Raw genomic sequence first — 20,015 nt, forward strand, 5'->3', positions numbered from 1 at the left:
AGTACGGGTTGGTTGCCGGTTGCCCCCTTATACCTGTTGGACCTGGATGCCGTGCTGCACCAGCACATCCCCCAGCGTGTTGCTGCTTTCCAGTGAACTGTTGTGGTAGACGTCAAACGTCAGGCCATCCACCACCCGCTGGCCGGTAGTGGCCCAGGTGGCACCGTCGCCCACCAGCGTTACCTGGCTGCCTTCTGCCCCGCGGATAAACAGCGTTTCATCCGGTTGATCCTTCACGGTTTCCGCCTCATGCAGATCCAGCGTCAGGCTGTTGGTGCCGCTCTGGCCGAGATCGAAGATCTCAATGTGCTCCACCTTCAGCCCGAGCGCCACCAGATCGAGGTGCTGCCCGGTGCCGGCCAGTTGCAGGGTGTCGATGCCGTCCCCGCCGTCAATGTGCAGGAAGTCCAGCGTATGCAACTGGATGGTGTCGTTGCCGGTGCCGCCCAGCGCCTCGCCGCCGCTGGTGGAGAGATCCAGCGTCAGCCCGCCGATGGAATAAGCGGTTTCACCGCCCTCTTCCGTGACGGCCGCGGCCGTGGTGGTGTCTGCCGTGGCCGTGGCCGGCGTGCTGTCAGCGCTGTCGCTGGTGGCTGCCGCCTCACTGCCGACGCTCAGCGCCGACAGCGTGGTCACGGTGCCGTCACTGTTATTGTCATCCCCGGCCGCCTGCGCCGAGGCATCATCGGTGGCCACCGCCATCATCAGCGTCTGCGCCTCCGCCGTGGCAGCGACCGGCAGCAGTGAGCCGAGCAGCAGCGTGGTGGTGGTCGAGGCGGTGTTACCGGCCACGTCCACCGCCGACACGGTGACAATCGAGTTCAGGTTGATAAGCAAGCCGCCCAGCAGTGACGAGGAATAGTGCACGCTGTAGCGGCCGAACGCATCCACGGTGGCGTTCTGGCTCACCCCTTGCAGGGTGACTTTGACCCGCGAGCCTTGCGCCAGGTTGCGCGTGCCGCCGGAAATCGTCAGGCCGAACAGCAGGTAGTTGACCAGGTTGAGCACCGGGTCAACCCCCACCTGCGGCACGTTCCGGGTGATGGCGGTAAAGGTGGTGCTGGCATTGGCGGTGTTGCCGCCCGCATCACTCACCGAAACCGTCAGGGTCTGGCTGCCGTCGTTGATGTTACGCAGCGTCCCGCTCGGCACCGTCACGCTCCATGCGCCGTTGCTGCCCACGGTGGTGGTCAGCACGTTCCCGGCCACATTCACCGACACCGTGCTGCCCACCGCGTTGGTGGACGTCCCGCTGATGGTCTGGCCGCTGTTGGCTTCATTGAGGTTCAGGTAACCGTCCCCACCGAACACGCTGCCCAGGGTAATGGTCGGCTGGGTATGGGTGAGCACCGTTACCGGGGCGGTGTTGCTGCCGGTGTTATTGGCGGCGTTGGTGACGCTGGCGGTCAGGGTGTAGCTCCCGTCCGCCAGCGCCGCCAGCGCGGCCGCCGGCACCGACACGCTCCAGGCACCGCTGCTGCCCACGGTGGTGGTGTAGGTGGTGCCGCCCAGCGTCACCCGTAGCGTCGATCCTTCAGCGTTGGTGGTGGTGCCGCTGATGGTCTGCGCCTGGCGGGCGTCCGCGGCACTGATGGCGTTATCGCCAAATACCGACGACAGGGTCACGGTCGGCGGGGTCTGGGCGATCACGCTCACGGTGCGGCTGGCGGTGCCGGTGGCGCCGTACGGGTCCGTCACCGTGACGTTCACCGTCTGGGTGCCGTTGGCCAGCCCGGTCAGGCTGCTGGCCGGCACACTCAGTGACCAGGCCCCGTTGCTGCCCACGGTGGTGGTGTAGGTGGACCCGCCCAGCGCCACGCTGATGGCTGACCCGGTGGCGGCGTTGGTGGTGCTCCCGCTGATGGTCTGGGCGGTAGTGAGATCCGCCGCGCTCAGCACGCCGTCACCAAAGATGGTGTTCAGCGTCACGGTCGGGGTCACCCGCGGGCCGACCACGGCCCCCACGCTGGCACGGGCGACGTTGCCGACCGGGTCAGTGACCGAGACCCCCACGGTGAGGTTGCCGGAGAGCAACGTGCCGAGCACATCCGGCGTCAGTTGCGCACTGAAGTTGCCGTTCTGCCCGACGGTGGCGGTGGTCACAATGTTCCCGACGTTGATCCGCACCGTGCTGCCGGCCGCCACATTACCGACGTTACCGCTGATGGTCTGGGTGGTCAGCGCCTCCAGCACGTTCAGGATGTTATCGCCGCCAAACAACGGGTTGAGGTTGATGGTCGGCAGGTTGGTGATCCCGACCAGCGCTGTTCCGCTGGTGCTGCTGGTGTTGCCGGCGGCATCCGTGACGCTGACGCCCACCGACAGGTTGCCATCCGTGAGGGTACGCAGGATGGCAGGTGCCAGCGACAGGCTGAAGGTGCCGTCCGCCGCGGTGGTGGTGACATACTGCTGGTTGCCGACCGACACCACCACGCGTGACCCCGCCTCCGCATTGGCGATGGTGCCGCCAATCAGCTGGCTGACGGTGGCGTCTGCCGCATTCAGCAGCGCATCACCAAACAGCGGGTTCAGGGTAATGGTCGGCGCGGTGACATCCACCGTCAACGACCCGGTGGTGGTGGCGGTATTGCCTGACAGCCCGTTCAGCGTGGCCCCGACCGTGAGCGGGCCGCTGGTCAGGGTGCTGAGGATATCCGGCGTGACCACCGCGCTGAAGCTGCCGTTGGTGCCCACGGTGGCCTCTACGGTGCGGTTGCCGATAGCGAGCGTCACGGTACTGCCGGGCGCCGCGTTGGTCGCCACCCCGCTGATGGTCTGATCCACCAGGGCGCCGGCAATATTGAGCAGGCCGTTGCCGAAGATCGGGTTCAGCGTGATGGTCGGCTGGGTGTTGAAGACGCCGATGGTGGCCGAGCCGGTGGCGATGTTGCCCGCCGGGTCCACCACGCTGAGGTTCAGCGCCAGGTCGCCCACCGCCAGCGCAGACAGGTCAGCCGACGGCAGGGTGACACTCCAGCTGCCGTTTGCGCCGACCAGGCTTTGGTAGGCGCGCGTCCCCAGCGTCACGGTGACGGTGGAACCCTCTGCGGCATCAACCACCCCGCTGAGGGTCTGCCCGGCCAGCGTTTCCGCCACGTTCAGCAGGTTATCCCCGCCGAACAGCCCGGTCAGTTCGCCGACCACCGGCACATTGTCAACAATGGCGGTCACGGTTTCGCTTACGGTGCGGGTGTTACCGGCGGCATCCGTCAGGGTGATGTCCAGCGCCAGGTTGCCGTCGCTGAGCAGCCCAAGCACATCCGGCGGCACCACAATGGCAAACTGGCCGTTCTGGCCAACGTCGGCGGTGAGGGTGGTGCCGCCCAGGGTCACGGCCACGGTGGCCCCGATCCCGGCGGACGTCGCCACCCCGCTGATGGTCTGCGCCACAGCGGTATCCAGCGCATTCAGGGTGTTGTCGCCAAACACCGAGTCCACCACCAGGTTCAGCGCACTGTTGACCACTTTATTCACGGTCACGGTGGCAGCGGTGGTGTTCCCGGCCTGATCGCCCACGCGCAAGCCGAACACCAGCGCGCCTTCGGCCAGGCTGCCGAGCACTTCCGGCGTCAGGTCGAGGCTGAAGGTGCCGGTTTCACTGACCACAGCGGTGGCAATCGGGCTGCCGTCGCCGAGGTAGAGGCCGATGGTCTGCCCTTCCGCGCCGGACGCCGTACCGGTCAGCACCTGTGTTGTCAGAATATCGGCGGCATTCAGGATATTGTCATCCGCCAGCGCCGCCACGGTAATCAGCGGCGCAGCGGTGTCCACGGTCAGGGTCTGCGTCTGGGTGGTGACGTTGCCCGCCGCGTCGGACACGGTGGCGGTGATGGGGTAATCGCCGTCGGTGAGCGCCTGCAGGGCGGACGACGGCACGGTGGTGGACCAGGTGCCGTCCGCCTGCACCACGGCGCGGAAGGTGTTGTCGTTCAGCGTCAGGGTCACCGTCTGCCCGGCATCCGCCGCCGAGACCGTACCGCTCAGGATCTGGCTGCTGGCCTGCTCACCGGCACTCAGGGTGTTGTCACCGGTGAACGGATCCAGCGTCAGGGTCGGCGCGGTGCGGTCAACCAGCACCGTGGCGGTGCTGGTCAGGGTGGTGGTGGCGGTCGCCAGCGTCACCGTCAGCGTCTGGGTGCCGTCCGGCAGGTTGGCGGCGGTGTTGGCGATGCCGACACTCCATTCGCCGTCCGTGCCGGAAATCGGCGTGGTGCCGAGCACCGTGCCGTCTGCACGGGTCACGGTGACCGTCCCGGCGCTGCCGGTCGCCAGCCGGAAGAAGCGGCCGGTCAGGAACAGGGTCTGCGCATCCGCGGCATTGACGATGTTATCCCCGCCCAGTGCCCCCACCGCCACATCCGGCGCGGCCGGCGGGGTGAGATCCACCGCGACCGGCAGGCTGGTGCTGCTGGTGTTGCCTGCCAGGTCAGTGATGCTGACGCCAATCGCGCCCGCCTCGTCCAGCCCCTCCAGCAGGGCCGGGGTCAGGTTCACTGACCAGCTGCCGTCAGCGTTCACGATCCCGCTCTGCGTGCCGTCACCGATGGTCACGGTGATGGTATCCCCCGCTTCGGCGTTGGTGGCGGTGCCGCTCAGGGTCTGGGTGGTGAAGCTCTCGACGTAGTCCAGGGTGTCGCCCGCCGAGAACACCAGCGTGTCAATCGCCGGCACCGTGGTGTCGACCCGCACGCTGTCATTCAGGGTGGCGGTGTTGCCGGCGCTGTCCGTGACAGTCAGGATCAGCGGCTGGTCACCCTGCGCCAGTGCGCCGAGCTGGGCGGAAGAGAGCGGCAGTGTCCAGCTGCCGTCCTCGGCCACGGTGGCGGTGTACGGGGTGCCGCCCAGTGTGACGATGGCGGTTTGCCCGGCGCCGGTGGCCCCGGTGGTGCCGCTCATCACAATGCCGCCGGCCACGGCGGCAGCGTTAATCACCCCCTCGCCGGAAGCCACCGCAAAGGTCGGCACCGGCGCAGTCAGCGCGGCGGTAAAGGCCAGCACCTCGGTGGTGGTGTTGCCCGCCTGATCCACCAGCGTGACATCCAGTTCATGCTGGCCGGTTTGCAGGCCGCTGAGCGCCCCGGCCGGCAGGGTCACCGACCAGTTGCCCTGCGCATCCACGGTGCCGGGGTAACTGATACCGGCAAGGTCGAGCGTCAGTTGCGCGCCCTGGCCCACGCCCACCTCACCGGTATTCCCGGTGATGGTCAACGGCCCGGCCGCTTCGGCGATGTTGAGCACGCCATCGGTGAACGGCGTATCAATCACCGGATCGAGCGGGATCAGGCTGGCGACGAAGCCGAGCGAGGTGGTGCTGCTGTTCCCGGCAAAGTCTGTGGCCGTCACCAGCAGGGTGTGCGGGCCGTTTGCCAGCCCCTGCAACTGCGCAGGGGTGAGATCCAGCGTCCAGTCACCGTTGGGGGTGACTGTTGCGGTGAACGGCGTGCCGCCGTCAATGGCGACGGTCACGGTCTGGCCGTCCCCGTTGAGGCCGGTTTTCCCGCTCAGCGTCTGCCCGGCCGCCGCTTCGGCAATGTTCAGCTGCGCATCGCCGAACGGGGCGTTCAGGGTGGCTGTCGGCAGGTTATTGATGGCGATGATCAGATCGCCGCCCAGGGTCGAGGTGTTCCCGACCGCATCGGTCACGGTCACGGCACCCGGCCATGCGCCGTCCGGCAGCGAGGTCAGCAGTGCCGGGGAGAGCGTCAGCGACCAGTTGCCGGTCGCCGGGTCAACGTCTGCCGGGTAGAGCGTCCCGTTGACGTTCACCACCACCGTCTGGGTGCCGGTGATGCCGGTATTCCCGCTGAGCGCGCCGCCCTGCGCCGCCTCGGCGGCGTTGATGATGCCGTCGCCAAACGGCAGGTTGAAGGTGACGTCCGGCAGGGTGTTCACAATCGCGGTGAACGGGGTCGCGGTGGAGGAGGTGTTCCCTGCCCGGTCGGTCACGGTCACGTCCAGCGTGTGGGTGCCGTCACTCAGCCCGGTGAGCTGGGCGGAGGTCAGCGTGGCGCTCCAGAGGCCGTTTTCTTCCACGGTTACCGGCACCGGCTCGCCGTCCAGCGTCAGGGTCACGGTCTGGCCGCTGCCGGTCACGCCGGTGGAGCCGCTGATCACCTGATCGGTCGCCGCGGTCACGGCATTCAGTTGCCCGGTGACAAACGGCGTGGTGATCGCCGCCACCGGCACCGCCGCGATCACCAGCTCCGCACTGGCGCTGGCGCTGGCCGGGTTGCCCGCGACATCCGCCGCGGACACCAGGATTTGTTCTGCGCCGTCACCCAGCGGCGTCAGCGTATTGGCCGGGATCGTCACACTCCAGGTGTTGTCGGCATTCACCACAGCGGCAAAGGTCAGGCTGCCGAGGGTGACCGTCACCGGCGTACCGGCGGCCAGGTTGGTGGTGGTGCCGCTCAATACCTGATCGGCGGCCGCTTCGGCCGCGCTCACCAGCCCATCACCAAACGGGGTGTTCAGCGTCAGGGCCGGCAGGGTATTGATGGCGACCGTCACCGGCAATGACTGGGCCGACAGGTTGCCGCTGGCATCCGTGATGGTGATGTCCAGGGTGGTCGCGCCGTCCGGCAACTGTTGCAGGTCACCGGCCGGGATGGTCAGGCTGTAGCTGCCGTCGGTTGCGGCCACCACGGTATAGGTCACCCCGTTCAGGGTCGCGTTGACCGGCAGCCCCGCCTCCGCGGTGCCGCTTACCACCAGCCCGGCCAGGGCTTCAGCCTGGTTGAGGGTGGCATCCGTCCCGAGGCTGGTGGTGACGTTCAGCAGCGGGAGGTCGGTGTCGACGGTGAAGGTTTCACTGCCGGTCGCCGGGTTGCCCGCGACATCGCTGCCGGTGACCGTGATGCTGTTGGCCCCTTGCGGCAGGGTGCCGAGATCCGCTGACGGCACCAGCACGCTCCAGCTCCCGTCCGCATTCACGGTCGCGGTGTAAGTCAGCACGCCGCTGAGGGCGATGGTCAGCGTACTGCCTTCCGGCACGTTCTGGCTGCTGCCGGTGAGCGTCAGGTCGTTTTGCACCTCCTGCGCATTGATCACCCCGTCATTGCTGACCGGGTCAATGCTCACGGCAGGCAGGCTGGCGGCCTGCGCCACCAGCGTGAACTGGCCGATGTTATTGGCCGGGTTGCCCGCCACATCTGCCGCGCTCACGGTGAAGCTCTGGGTGCCGTCACCCAGTGCCGCCACCGCCGCTGACGGCACCACCACACTCCAGGTGCCGTCGGCAGCCACCGTGCCGGTAAAGGTCTGGTCTGCCAGCGTCAGCGTCACCACCTGCCCGGCCGGCAGGTTGGTGCTGCTGCCGGTGACCGTCACATCGGCGGCGGCTTCGGCCTGGTTGATGTAGTTGTCACCGCTGACGGTCAGCACCGTCAGGGTCGGCAGCGCAGTGGCCGACGCGGCCACCACCAGCGGGAAGGTCTGCACGGCGGTATTGCCCGCCGCATCCAGCAGGGACACGGTGACCGGGTAGCTGCCGTCGGCCAGCGTCTGGCTCACCCCGTCCGGCAGGGTGATGCTCCAGCTGCCGTCCTCCTGCACCTGCGTCTGGTACACCTGGTTATTGAAGTCCAGCGTCACGGTCTGCCCGGTTTCCGCGGCATCGGTGGTGCCGGTAAACAGCACCGTGCCCGCCAGCTCGGCGGCATTCAGGGTGTTGTCACCCGCCACCGGCGACACCGTCAGGGCCGGGGCGGCGTAGTCCACAATCAGGGCGCTCTGGGCCACGCCCTGGTTGCCGAAGGCATCGGTCACCGTCACCACCACCGGCTGGGTGCCCGGTGTCAGCGCCTGCAACACGGCCGGTTGCAGCGTCAGCGACCAGTTGCCGTCTGCATCCACGGTGGCCGGATAGTCGGCCCCGGCAATGTTCACCACCACACTCTGGCCGCTGCCCGCCACCCCGCTGTTACCGGTGAAGGTTTGCGGTGCGGCCGCTTCGGCGGCATTGAGGTAGCTGTTCTGCAACGGGGTATCGACCTGCGGCAGCGGCAGGGTGGCCGCCAGCGTCAGGGCGCTGGTGCTGGTGCTGGTGTTCCCGGCGGCGTCAGTCAGGGTGACGGTGAGCGGGTAGCTGCCGTCCGGCTGGCCGGCCAGCGCCCCGGCCGGGATCGAAAGCGACCAGGTGCCGTCCGCCAGCACGGCGGTGGTGTAGCTGACGCTGTTCAGGGTCGCGGTCACGGTCTGGCCCGCTTCCCCGGCCGGGGCGGTGCCGCTCAGGCTGAAGGGTTGCTGGACTTCAGCGGCGTTTAGCGCGTTGTCGGTGGCGACGTCGGCCACCGTCAGGGCCGGGGCGGTGAAGTCCACCGTCAGGGCGCTGGTGGTGGTGACCGTGTTCCCGGCGATGTCGCTGGCGGCGACCACGATCGGGGTGCTGCCTTCCGGCAGCGTTTGCAGGTCAGCCGCCGGGAGGGTAGCCGTCCAGCTGCCGTCATTGTTCACCCGGGCGTTGTAGGTGAAGTTGCCGAGGGTGACCAGCACCGTCTGGCCGTCCCCGCTGATGCCGGTGGCGCCCGAGAGATATTGGTCCTGCCCGGCGGCGGCGGCACTCAGGAAGCCGTCGCCCAGCGGCGTATTCAGCACCGGTGCCGGCAGCGTGGTGATATGCACGCCGATATCGAGGGTCTGGGTGATTTCCGTGCCGCCCAGGTCGGTGACGGTGGCGGTCAGCGGCACATCGCCGTCCGGCAGGGTGGCCACATCGGCCGCCGGCAGGGTGATGCTCCAGCTGCCGCCCGCGCCGACGGTAGTGGTGTAGCTGAGGCCGTCAAAGGTCAGGGCCAGCGTCGCCCCTTCGGCCACATTGGCGGTGGTGCCGCTGAGCACCACGTCCGCCGTCGCCTCCTGCGCATTGATGTAGTTGTCGCCGGTGACCGGGTTAAAGGCGATACCGCCCTGGTCCAGGTTCACCGTGATGCTGCTGCTCTGCACCGCCGGGTTGCCGTACACATCACTGACGCGCGTTTCGATCACCACCTGCTCGCCGTTGGCCAGCCCGGCCAGCGCCGACTGCGGCAGAAGCAGGCTCCAGCCGCCGCCGGAGGTGACGGTGGTGGTGTAGTCGGTGCCGTTAAAGCGCACGGTCAGGGTCTGGCCCGCCTCGACGCCCACGGTGCTGCCGCTGATCACCTGGTCGACCAGCACTTCGGCGGCATTCAGCACGTCGTCGCCGGTGAAGGTGTCACGGGTGATGGCGATGTCGAGGTTGCGCGCCACCTGAAGTTCATCCGTCAGGGTGGTGACGTTCCCGGCCGCATCCGTGACGCTCACGGTCACCGGGTAGGTGCCGTTCGGCGCCTGGTTCAGGCCGCTCAGGAACAGTGACCAGCTCCCGTCTTCCAGCACTTCGGCCTGGTAAGGCACGCCGAAGAGAGTGACCACCACCGTCTGGCCGGTGGCACTGCTGGTGCCGGTGATGGTGGTGTTCACGTCGCTGTTGATCAGGATGTTGTCACCCGCGATCGGGTCCAGCGTCAGGGCCGGCGGCGTGAAGTCGGCCTGGAAGGTGCTCTGGGTCTGGTTGGTGTTACCGGCGGCGTCCGTGGTGGTCACCGTCAGACTGTTGCTGCCGTCAGCCAGGCCGGTCAGCAGCGCCGGGGGCAGCGTGGCGCTCCAGGCGCCGGTGCTGTCCACCACTGCATTGATCGTCTGGCCCGCCAGGGTCACCACCACCGTCTGCCCGTTGCCGGTGATGCCGGTGTTCCCGGCTATGCTCTGGCCGAGGCTCTGGGCGGCTTCGCTGCTGCTCAGCACGCCGTCGGCAAACAGATCGTTCACCGTCGGTGCCGGCACCGGGGTGACAAACACACCCAGGGTGACGTTGGCCGTCTGCTCAGTGCCGCCGTTATCGGTGACGCCGGCGGAGAGCAACAGGCTGCCGTCAGTGAGCAGCGCGGCATCGTCCGCCGGGACGGTGGTGCTCCAGCTGCCGTCCGCGCCCACGGCGGCGGTATAGGTGATGCCGTTCAGCGTCAGGGTGACGGTGGCCCCTTCCGCCACGTTGGCGCTGTTGCCGCTCAGGGTAATGGCGGCCCCGGCCTCGGCGGCGTTGATCAGGTTGTCACCGGTGACCGGGTCAATGCTCAGCCCGCCCTGCGCGGTGTTCAGGGTAATCGGCCGGCTGGCGGTGGTCAGGTTACCGGCCGCGTCCGCGACCCCGGCGCTGAGGGTCTGCGCGCCGTCGGCCAGCAGCGCCAGATCGGCTGCCGGAATGCTCACTGACCAGACGCCGCCCGCCTGCACCTGCGCAATGTAGGTGTTGTCGCCCAGCGTTACCTGCACGTTCTGGCCGCTTTCCACATTCTGCGCCACGCCGCTTATCAGCTGCGCGCTCTGGATTTCCGCACCGTTGAGGATGTCATCCCCGGCGATCGGGTTGATGGTCAGCACCGGCAGGTTTTCTGCCGCGCCGTCCAGCACCAGGGTCTGGATCAGATCAGAGGTATTACCGGCCGCATCCGTCAGGCTGATCAGCAGGTCATAGTTGCCGTCCGGCAGGTTGGCCAGCGCACTTGGCGGCAGGGTCAGGCTCCAGCCGCCGCCCGGCTGCACAATGGCCTCATAGGCGATGCCGTTAAACAGGATGGTGACGGTGACGATGTCCCCGACTTCCGAGCCGCTGCCGCTGACCACCACCCCGGCCGCAATTTCTGCAGCGTTGGCGATGTTGTCATTGGCAATCGGGTTGACCACCACGGTAGGCGCGGTGAAATCAATCTGCGCACTGCCGTTCAGGGTGGCGGTGTTGCCCGCCAGATCGCTCACGGTGATCGGCAGGGTGGCGGTGCCGTCCGGCAGGTCGCTCAGCGCCTGCGCCGGCAGCGTCAGGCTCCAGTTGCCGTTGGCGTCCACCGTGCCGGTGTAGAGCGTGCCGCCCAGCGTCAGGCTCACACTCTGCCCGGCCCCGGCGATGCCGGTGGAGCCGGTCAGGGTCTGGGGAAGTTGTGCCTCCGCCGTGTTCAGCACCCCATCGAGGAACGGCAGGTCCAGCGTCGGCACCGGCAGGTTGTTCACAAACACTGACAGGCTGGTGCTGGTGGTGACCGGGTTACCGCCACCGTCGGTGCTGGTCACGGTCACGGTTTGCGTGCCGTCGGTCAGCAACGCGAGCGCCGCTGACGGCACGGTCACGCTCCAGACGCCCTGCTCACTGGCCTGGGTGGTGTAGGTTTCACCGTTAAACGCCACGGTGATGGTGGTGCCGGCCGGCACATTCAGCGTGGTGCCGCTGATCACCAGATCGTTGGCCGCCTCCTGTGCGTTCAGCAGGTTATCCCCGGCCAGCGGGTTCAGGCTGATGCCGCCCTGGTCCAGGTTAACCGTCACGGTGTTCTCGGCGGTGCCGCTGTTGCCCGCCACGTTCTCCACGCTGGCACTGATGGTCACCGTGCCGTTGCTGAGCAGGCGCAGATCGTTGGCCGGTACGGTGGTGCTCCAGCTGTTGTCCGGCTGCACGGTGGCGGTATAGGTGCGGCCGTTCAGGGTCAGGGTCACGACCTGCCCGGCTTCCACATTGGCCACGGTGCCGCTCAGCAGTTGGGTGGTGTTCTGCTCCGCGCCGTTGAGGGTGTTGTCACCGGCAAACGCGTTAAAGGTGATTTGCGGCGCGTTGGCCGGGTCGGTCGCCAGGGTCACGCTGCCGGTGACGCTGGTGCTGTTGCCCGCGTCATCGGTAATGGAGGCGGTGACCGGGTAACTGCCGTCCGGCAGCCCGGCCAGCGCCCCGACCGGCAGCGGCACGCTCCAGGTGCCCTCTTCCGTCACGGTGGTGGTGTAGGTTTCGCCGTTCAGCGTCACGGTCACCGTGGCCCCGGCCGCGCCGTTCAGCGGGATGTCGGCCGAGGTGCCGCGCAGCGTCACTTCCCCGGCGGCCTCGGTGATATTGACGATGTTGTCCGCAGTCAGCGGGCTGATGCTCAGCCCCGGCGCGGTGAAGTCCACGGTAAAGGCACCGGTGGTGTCGGCGCTGTTGCCTGCGGCGTCACTGGCGTTCACGTTGAAATTCACCAGCCCGTTGCTGAGCGATTGCAGCAGGTCCGCCGGGACAGCCGCGCTCCAGAAGCCATTTTCATCCACGGTGGCGGTGATGTTCTGCCCGGCGAGCGTCACCGTCACGGTTTGCCCGGTGCCGGAGACCCCGGTCTGCCCACTCAGCACCTGCCCGGCCGCAGCCTCGCTGATGCTCAGGTAGCCGTCGCCGAACGGGGCGTTGGCCTGCGGTTGCGGCAGGTTATTGATCAGCACCACCAGATCAAGCGCGGCGTTCACCGTCGCGCCGTTGCTGTCGACCGCCTCTGCCGTCACGCTGTAGGTGCCGTCCGCCAGCCCGGCCAGATCGTCCGCCGGGATCTCCAGGCGCCAGGTGGCATCCGCGTTCACGGTGGCGGTATAGGTTTCACCGTTCAGGGTCACGGTGACGGTGTTGCCTTCCGGCACGCCCACCACCACCCCGCTTACCGCCAGCGGTTCGCCCGCCTCGGCGGCATTGAGGAAGTTGTCGCCGGAGAGGGTGTCAATCGCCACCCCTTCCTGGCCGGTGACCACCGTCACGGTTTCATCCGCCGTGATGCTGTTCCCGGCGATGTCCGCCACGGTGGCAGTCAGGGTTGCCGGGCCGGTGGTCAGCAGGGCCAGATCGGCCGCCGGCACCAGCAGGCTCCAGGTGCCGTCCGCCAGTACCGTGGTGGTGTAGGTGGTGTTGTTCAGGGTGACAGTGACCGTCTGCCCGGCTTCCACGTTGGTGGTGGTGCCGCTCAGGGTCTGCGCCACGCCGCGCTCGGCGCTGTCCAGCTCGTTGTCACCGGCAAACGGATCCAGGGTCAGTTGCGGCAGGTCGGTGGCGTCTACCGTCACTGTCTGGGTGAAGGTGGCGGGGTTGCCCGCCGCATCGGTCAGGGTGGCGGTCAGCGGGAAGCTGCCGTCCAGCCCTTCCAGCGCCGCGGCCGGGAGGGTCACGCTCCAGCTGCCGTCACTGCCCACGGTGGCCGTAAAGGTCTGGTCGTTAAAGGTCACGGTGACGGTGCCGTCGAGGTCGTCAGACTGCCCGGTCACGGCGATCCCGGCCTGCACATCGGCCTGGTTAAGGACGTTATCGCCGGTGACCGGGTCAATCGCCAGCGTCGGTGCGGTGACATCCACCGGCAGGCTGCCGGTGGCCGTGCTGGTGTTGCCTGCGGCATCGGTGACCGTCACGGTCAGCGGGTAAGTGCCGTCAGTGAGCGCCTGCAACGCCGCGGCAGGCAACGTCACCTGCCAGCCGCCGTCGCCGTCCACCAGGCCGGTGAAGGTCTGGCCGTTCAGCGTCAGGGTGACGCTCTGGCCGTCGCCGCTGACACCGGTGCTGCCGGTGAGCGCCAGTTCAGCCTGCGCATCGCTGCCGTTCAGGGTGGCCGGGGTATCCAGCGTGGCCTGCGGCAGGTTGGTGATGTGCACATCCAGGGTAGCGGTGGCGGTTTCGCCGGTGCCGCCCGCATCGGTGACGGTGGCAGTGACGCTGTTCAGGCCATCCGGCAACGCGCCCACGGCCGCCGCCGGGACGGTGACCGTCCAGCTGCCGTCGCTATTGACCGTGCCGGTGTAGGTGGTGCCTGCCAGTTCGACACTGACCACGCTGCCCGGCGTGACATTGGCAGTGGTGCCGCTGACCACCAGCGGCTGGCCCGCCTCGGCGGCGCTGAGGGCGTTATCCCCGGCGAGGGTATCGATCGCGATGCCGCCCAGGGCGGTATTGACGATCAGCACCCGGTCGGCTGTGCCGGGGTTACCGGCCAGATCATTCACGGTGGCGCTGACGGTCAGCCCGCCGTTGCCGAGGGCCGCCAGATCGGCAGCCGGTACTGTCAGCTGCCAGTTGCCGCTGGCCTGCACGGTGGTGGTATAGGTCACGCCGTTCAGCGTCACGGTGACACTCTGCCCTTCCACCCCGCCGGTGGCGGTGCCGCTTATCACCAGCGGTACCCCCTGCTCAGCGGCGTTCAGGATGTCGTTGCCCGCCAGGGCATCAATGGTCACGGCCGGGGCGGTGAGGTCCACCACGGCATTGCCGGTGGTGCTGCTGGTGTTGCCGCCCGCATCCGCGACCTGCACCTGGACGGCGATCGGCGCATTGCCTTCTGCCAGCTGTTGCAGCACGTCCACCGGTACGGTGACGCGCCAGACGCCGTCATTGTCCACCGTGCCGGTCAGCGGGATATCCGCCAGCGTCAGGGTGATGGTCTGCCCGGCCCCGGTCACGCCGGTGCGGCCGGTCAGGGTCTGCGGGGTGGTGATGTCCTGCGCATTCAGGAAGCCGTCACCAAACGGGGTGTCGAGGGTGGCAACCGGCACCGGGCTGACATACAGCGAAATCGGCAGTTCATTGGTGGCAGTGGTGCCGTCCGCCTGGGTGGTGGTGGCTGTCGCCACGACAGTGCCGCTCCCCACAGCCTGTACCACTTCCGCCGGAATGGTGACGCGCCAGCTTCCGCTTGCCACACGGGCGAAGAAGCTGCGCCCGGCGAAGGAGAAGGTGACCGGCGTATTGTCCGCCACATTGAAGGCGGTGCCCTGCACCACCAGATCGCTGGCGGCTTCGGCGGCGTTGATGCGGTTATCGGTGGCGACGGTGTCAATCGCGATGCCGCCCAGGGCATCTTCCACCGTGATGCCCTGCTCAGCGGCCGGGGCGGTGTTACCGGCGCTGTCACTCACCGTGGCGACCACGGTGCTGGCCCCGCCCGGCAGCGCCGCCACATCGGCAGCCGGGACAATCACGCTGAAGGTGCCGTCCCCCTGTACGGTGGCGGTGTAGGTCTGGTCGTTGAGCGTCAGGGTCACCGTCTGGCCGGCTTCCACGTTGGTGGTGGTGCCGCTCAGGGTCTGTGACACCTGGTGTTCAGCCTCGGAGAGCTGGTTGTCGCCGCTGACGGCATCCAGCGTCACGGTCGGCAGGGAGTCTTCATCGGCATTGATCACCACGTCCTGCGACGTGGTGGTGGTGTTGCCGTTGGCGTCAGTGACGGACACCGTCAGCGGGTAGGTGCCGTCCGGGAATGCGCCGCCTGCGCTGAGGGCGCCCGCCGGCAGTGACAGCGTCCAGTCGCCGTCGCCGTTGGTCTGTGCAGTAAAGGTCTGGTCACCCAGCGTCACGGTGACGGTGCTGTCCGGCAGGGAGGCGGTGCCGCTGACGGCCACGCCTGCCTGTGCTTCGGCATAGTTGATGACGTTATCATCCGCCACGGTGCCCACCGTCAGCGTCGGCGCGGTCAGGGCCACGGTCGGCGTCTGGGTGGCGGTGGCGCTGTTACCGGCGATATCGGTCACCGTGACCTGCAACGGCGTGCTGCCGTCTTCCAGCGCCTGCAACACGGCGGACGGCAAAATCACCGTCCAGTTGCCGTCTGCATCCACGCTGCCGGGGTAGGCGGTGTCGCCCAGGGTCACGGAAACGGTCTGCCCGGCACCGGTAATGCCGGTGGTGCCGGTCAGCACCTGGTCAACGGCCGCTTCCTCAATGTTCAGGACGTTATTGCCGAACGGCGTGTCAAAGGTCGGTGCCGCCGGGTTGGTGACGTAGTTGCCAATCTCCACGCTGCTGCTGGTACCGTCGGGGGCGGTGACCACCAGCGTCAGCGGGTTGCCGGTCCAGGCCAGCACATCCGCTTCCGGCACCTCCACGCTCCAGCTGCCGTCAGTGCCGGTGGTGGTGGTGTAGGTCTGCCCGGCAAGGGTCAATGTCAGGGTGGAACCGGCCGCCAGGCTGTCGGCGGTGCCGCTCAGGGTGATGCCGCCTGCGGCTTCGTCCGCATTCACCAGGTTGTCGCCGGTGACCGGGTCGATGGTGATCAGGTTGCTGCTGCCCAGCACGGTGAGCGGCGTGGTGCTGCTGTCGGTGTTACCGGCCGGGTCGGTGGCGGTCACGGTCAACGTGGTGGTCCCCGCCGGGATCGCCTGCAAATCAGCGGCGGGCACCGTGGCGCTCCAGCTGCCGTCTGCCTGCACGGTGGCCGGGTAATCCACGCCGTTCAGGTTAACCACCACCGCCTGCCCGGCACCGGTGACGCCGGTGTTGCCGGTCAGCGTCTGGTCAACGGCCGCTTCCGGGCCGCTCAGGGTGCCGTCACCGAACGGGGTATCCGCCACCGGCTCCGGCAGCGTGGTGATGCGCGTGTCGAGTGCCACACTGCTGCTGAGCGGCGTGCCGCCGGCATCCGTGGCGCTGAGGGTCAGGGTGTTGGTGCCATCCGGCAAGGCCGCGACGTCCGCCACCGGCACAGTGACCGTCCAGCTGCCGTCGGCGCCCACGGTGCCGGTATAGGTCACGTTATTGAGGGTGACGGTGACCGGGCTGCCCTCCGCCACATTGGCGGCGCTGCCGGTCAGCACCAGCGGGGCGGTGGCTTCCGCGGCGTTGATGCGGTTATCCCCGGCGATCGGATCGACCGCCAGCCCGCCCACGGTGTTATTGACGATCAGCGTCTGGCTTTGCGAAACGCTGTTGCCTGCGGCATCCGCCACGGTGGCGGTGAGGGTCAGGCCGCCATTGGCCAGCAGCGCCAGATCGGCCGCCGGAATGGTCACTTCCCAGTTACCGCCGGAGAGCACCGGCGCGCTGTAAGTAATGCCGTTCAGGGTCACGGTGACCGTCTGCCCGGCCTCCACGCCGAACGCGGTACCGCTCAGGATCTGCGACACCTGCTGTTCTGCGGCATTGAGGGTGCCGTCCCCGGCGATCGGGTTCAGGGTCAGGGTCGGGGCGCCGAAATCAACCGGCAGGCTGCCGGTCAGGGTGGTGCTGTTGCCGGCGGCATCGGTGGCCAGCACGCTGTAAGGCACACTGCCGCTGGGCAGCGCCTGCAAATCTGCGGCCGGCACCACCAGGCTCCAGCTCCCGTCGGCGGCCACCACGGCGTTATAGGCGGTGTCGCCCAGGGTCAGGGTCACGGTCTGCCCTGCCCCGGCCACGCCGGTGCTGCCGGTCAGGGTCTGGTCTGCGGCGGCTTCCGCCAGGTTCAGCACACCATCGCCCAGCGGCGGGTTCACCGTCACCACCGGCAAGGTGGTGATCACGGTGGTTACCGTGGTGGTGGAGGTGACCATCGTGCCGCCACTGTCGGTGGTGGTGGCGGTAACCGGGTAGCTGCCGTCGGCCAGCGCCTGCAGATCCGCGGCCGGCACCTCCAGGCTCCAGCTGCCGTCCGCCTGGGTGGTGGTGGTGTAGGTGATGCCGTTCAGCGTCACCTGCACGGTGGCGCCTTCATCCACATTCTGGGTGCTGCCCTGCAGCGTCACCCCGGCGGCGGCCTCAGCGGCGTTGATCAGGTTATCCCCGGTGACGGCGGCAATCGCCACCCCGCCCTGCGTCGGGATAATGCCGATGCTGCTGGTGGCGGTGACCGGGTTACCGGCAGCGTCTGTCGCCTGTACGGTAAGCGTGGTGGTACCGGCCGGAAGCTCACCCAGCTCGGCGGCGGTGAGCGTCAGCTGCCAGCTGCCGTCCGCCTGCACCTGCGCGGTGCGCTGCAGGCCCGGGCCGATTTGCAGCGTCAGGATCTGCCCGGCTTCCATGTTGGTGGTGGTGCCGCTCAGCACCTGCGCCACATTAAGCTCGGCACCGTCTACGGTGTTGTCCCCGGCAAACGGGTTCACGCTGACGGTCGGCGCGGCGGCCGGGTCGGCGTGCAGGTAAAGGTTCTGGGTGACGCTGGCCGGGTTACCGGCGGCATCGGTGGTGGTGACCACCAGCGGGTAGCTGCCGGCCGGGTAGGTCAGGGTGTTGGCCGGAATGGTCGCCGTCCAGCTGCCGTCGGCCGCGACCACCGGTGTATAGCTGACGCCGTTCAGCGTCACGCTGAGCGGGGCGGCCGGGTCGGAGGTGGTGCCGCTGACGATGATGTCACTTTGTGCATCGGTGATGTTGATGGTCTGGTCACCGGCGACCGGGTCCACCACCAGCGCCGGGGCGACGGTGTCATTGGTGACGGTGGCGGTCAGCGGCGTGACGTTGCCGGAGGCGCTGGTCACCGCAATATTCAGGGTGGTGGTGCCCTGCGGCAATGCCTGGAGGGTGGCAGCCGGGACGGTGACGCTCCAGTTCCCGGCGGCGTCCACGCTGCCGGTGTAGACGGTGCCGCCCACGGTCACGGTGACGCCCTGCCCGGCTCCGGGCGCGCCGGTGGTGCCGCTCAGCACCAGATCGGCGGCCGCATCGGCGGCATTAATGATGTTATCCGTTGCCACCGGGTTGATCGTCGGCGCACCGGCGACCACCAGCGTGGCGTTGGCCCCGGCAGTGGCCCCGGCCACAGTGCTGACCGTGGCGGTCAGCGGCAGGCTGCCGGCGGCGAGCAGCGCGAGATCGGCGGCCGGCACCGTGGTGCTCCAGCTGCCGTCCGCATTCACGGCGGCGGTATACGTGATGCCGTTCAGCACCAGCGTCACGGTCTGCCCCGCTTCCACGCCGGTGGTGGTGCCGCTCAGCGTCTGGGCCGTCTGCGCTTCCGTACTGTCGAGCACGTTATCCCCGGCGAACGCGGCCAGGGTCAGCGTCGGTTGCGCGGCACCGAGGTTCACAGTCAGGGTTTCGCTGTCTGCCGCCTGCACCCCGGCCTGGTTGGACACGGTGGCCGTCAGCGTGGTATTGCCGCTGGCGAGCAGCGCGAGATCGGCAGCCGGCACGGTGGTGCTCCAGCTGCCGTCCGCGTTCACGGCGGCGGTATAAGTGATGCCGTTCAGCACCAGCGTCACGGTCTGCCCCGCTTCCACGCCGGTGGTGGTGCCGCTCAGCGTCTGGGCGCTCTGCACCTCGGTGCTGTCAATCACGTTGTCACCGGTAACGGGGGCCAGCGTCAGCGTCGGCAGGGCCGCGCCGGTGGTGTTCAGCACCACGCTCTGGGTCACGCTGGTGGTGTTGCCGGCGGCGTCAGTCAGGGAGGTGGTCAGCAGGTAGGTGCCGTTGGCCAGGCCGCTCAGCGCCCCGGCCGGCAGGGTCACGCTCCAGCTGCCGTCCGCATTGACGACGCCGGTATAGGTGGTGCCGTTCAGGGTCACGGTGACGGTCTGCCCGGCGTCTGCCGCCGTGGCGCTGCCGCTGATCACCAGCGGCTGGGTTGCCTCAGCGGCATCAATCAGGTTGTCACCGGCCACCGCATTGACGGTGACGGCAGGCGCAGTGGTATCCACGCCGACCGTCAGGGTCGCCTGGCCGCTCAGCCCGGCAGCATTGGTGACGGTAACATTCAGCGGGTAGCTGCCGTCTGCCAGCCCTTGCAGGGCAGAGGCAGGCACACTGATGCTGAAGCTGCCGTCCGCCGCCACCACGCCGGTATAGGTCACGCCGTTCAGGGTCAGCAGCACGCTGCTGCCGGCCTCGGCATTCTGTACCGTCCCGGTCAGGGTCTGGGCAGCCTGCGCCTCGCCGGCGTTGAGCAGGTTATCCGCGGCAAACGGCGTTAATGTCACGACCGGTGCGGCACCGGGCGTCACGCCCCCGCCGCCTGCGTCCCCGGCACTGCCGCCGCCACCGCCGCCGCCACCGGCCGCCAGGGCGATCCCGCCGCCCAGCGCCACGGCACCAATCCCGGCCAGCGCCAGCGGTGACAAGGCAAAGGCGGAGCCGGTGGCAATCAGCGGCCCAATCGTATCCAGCGCCGCGAACGTCGGCACCACGGCAGTGGGTGCCGCTGTCGCCACGCCCTCGGCAAAGACCGCATGGTCAAGCACGCCGATACCGTCATCAAACACCAGTTCGCTGTGCAGCCCTTCCGCATTGGTCAGGAAAAAGCTGCGGTAGGTGACCGTTGAGCCATCCTGCATATGCAGGATCAGGTCGTTGCCGACGCGCTCATAACGGGCCACCAGCGTACGTGAGCCGTTCACGCGCACTACGCTGGGTTCAGTCAGGGAATGGGTTTGGGTGCCGTCTGCGACCTGGGTAATCACGTCGCCGGAAGTGCGGGAAAGGATATCTGCGGTTGCCATATGCTGCCTCTTCTCCAAATCGTCGTAAAAAATCCCATGACGGCAAA

General features: G+C 68.0%; 1 protein-coding gene. It reads right to left on the reverse strand.

The window, feature by feature from the left end:
- Positions 1-27: 27 nt before the first annotated feature.
- A complete protein-coding gene (locus CYR52_RS09045; protein ID WP_101828460.1) occupies positions 28-19,968 on the reverse strand; it encodes an Ig-like domain-containing protein in 19,941 nt (6,646 codons plus the stop codon).
- Positions 19,969-20,015 lie beyond the last annotated feature (47 nt).

It is taken from the genome of Chimaeribacter arupi, assembly GCF_002858805.1.
In the GTDB taxonomy this organism is placed as follows: domain Bacteria; phylum Pseudomonadota; class Gammaproteobacteria; order Enterobacterales; family Enterobacteriaceae; genus Chimaeribacter; species Chimaeribacter arupi.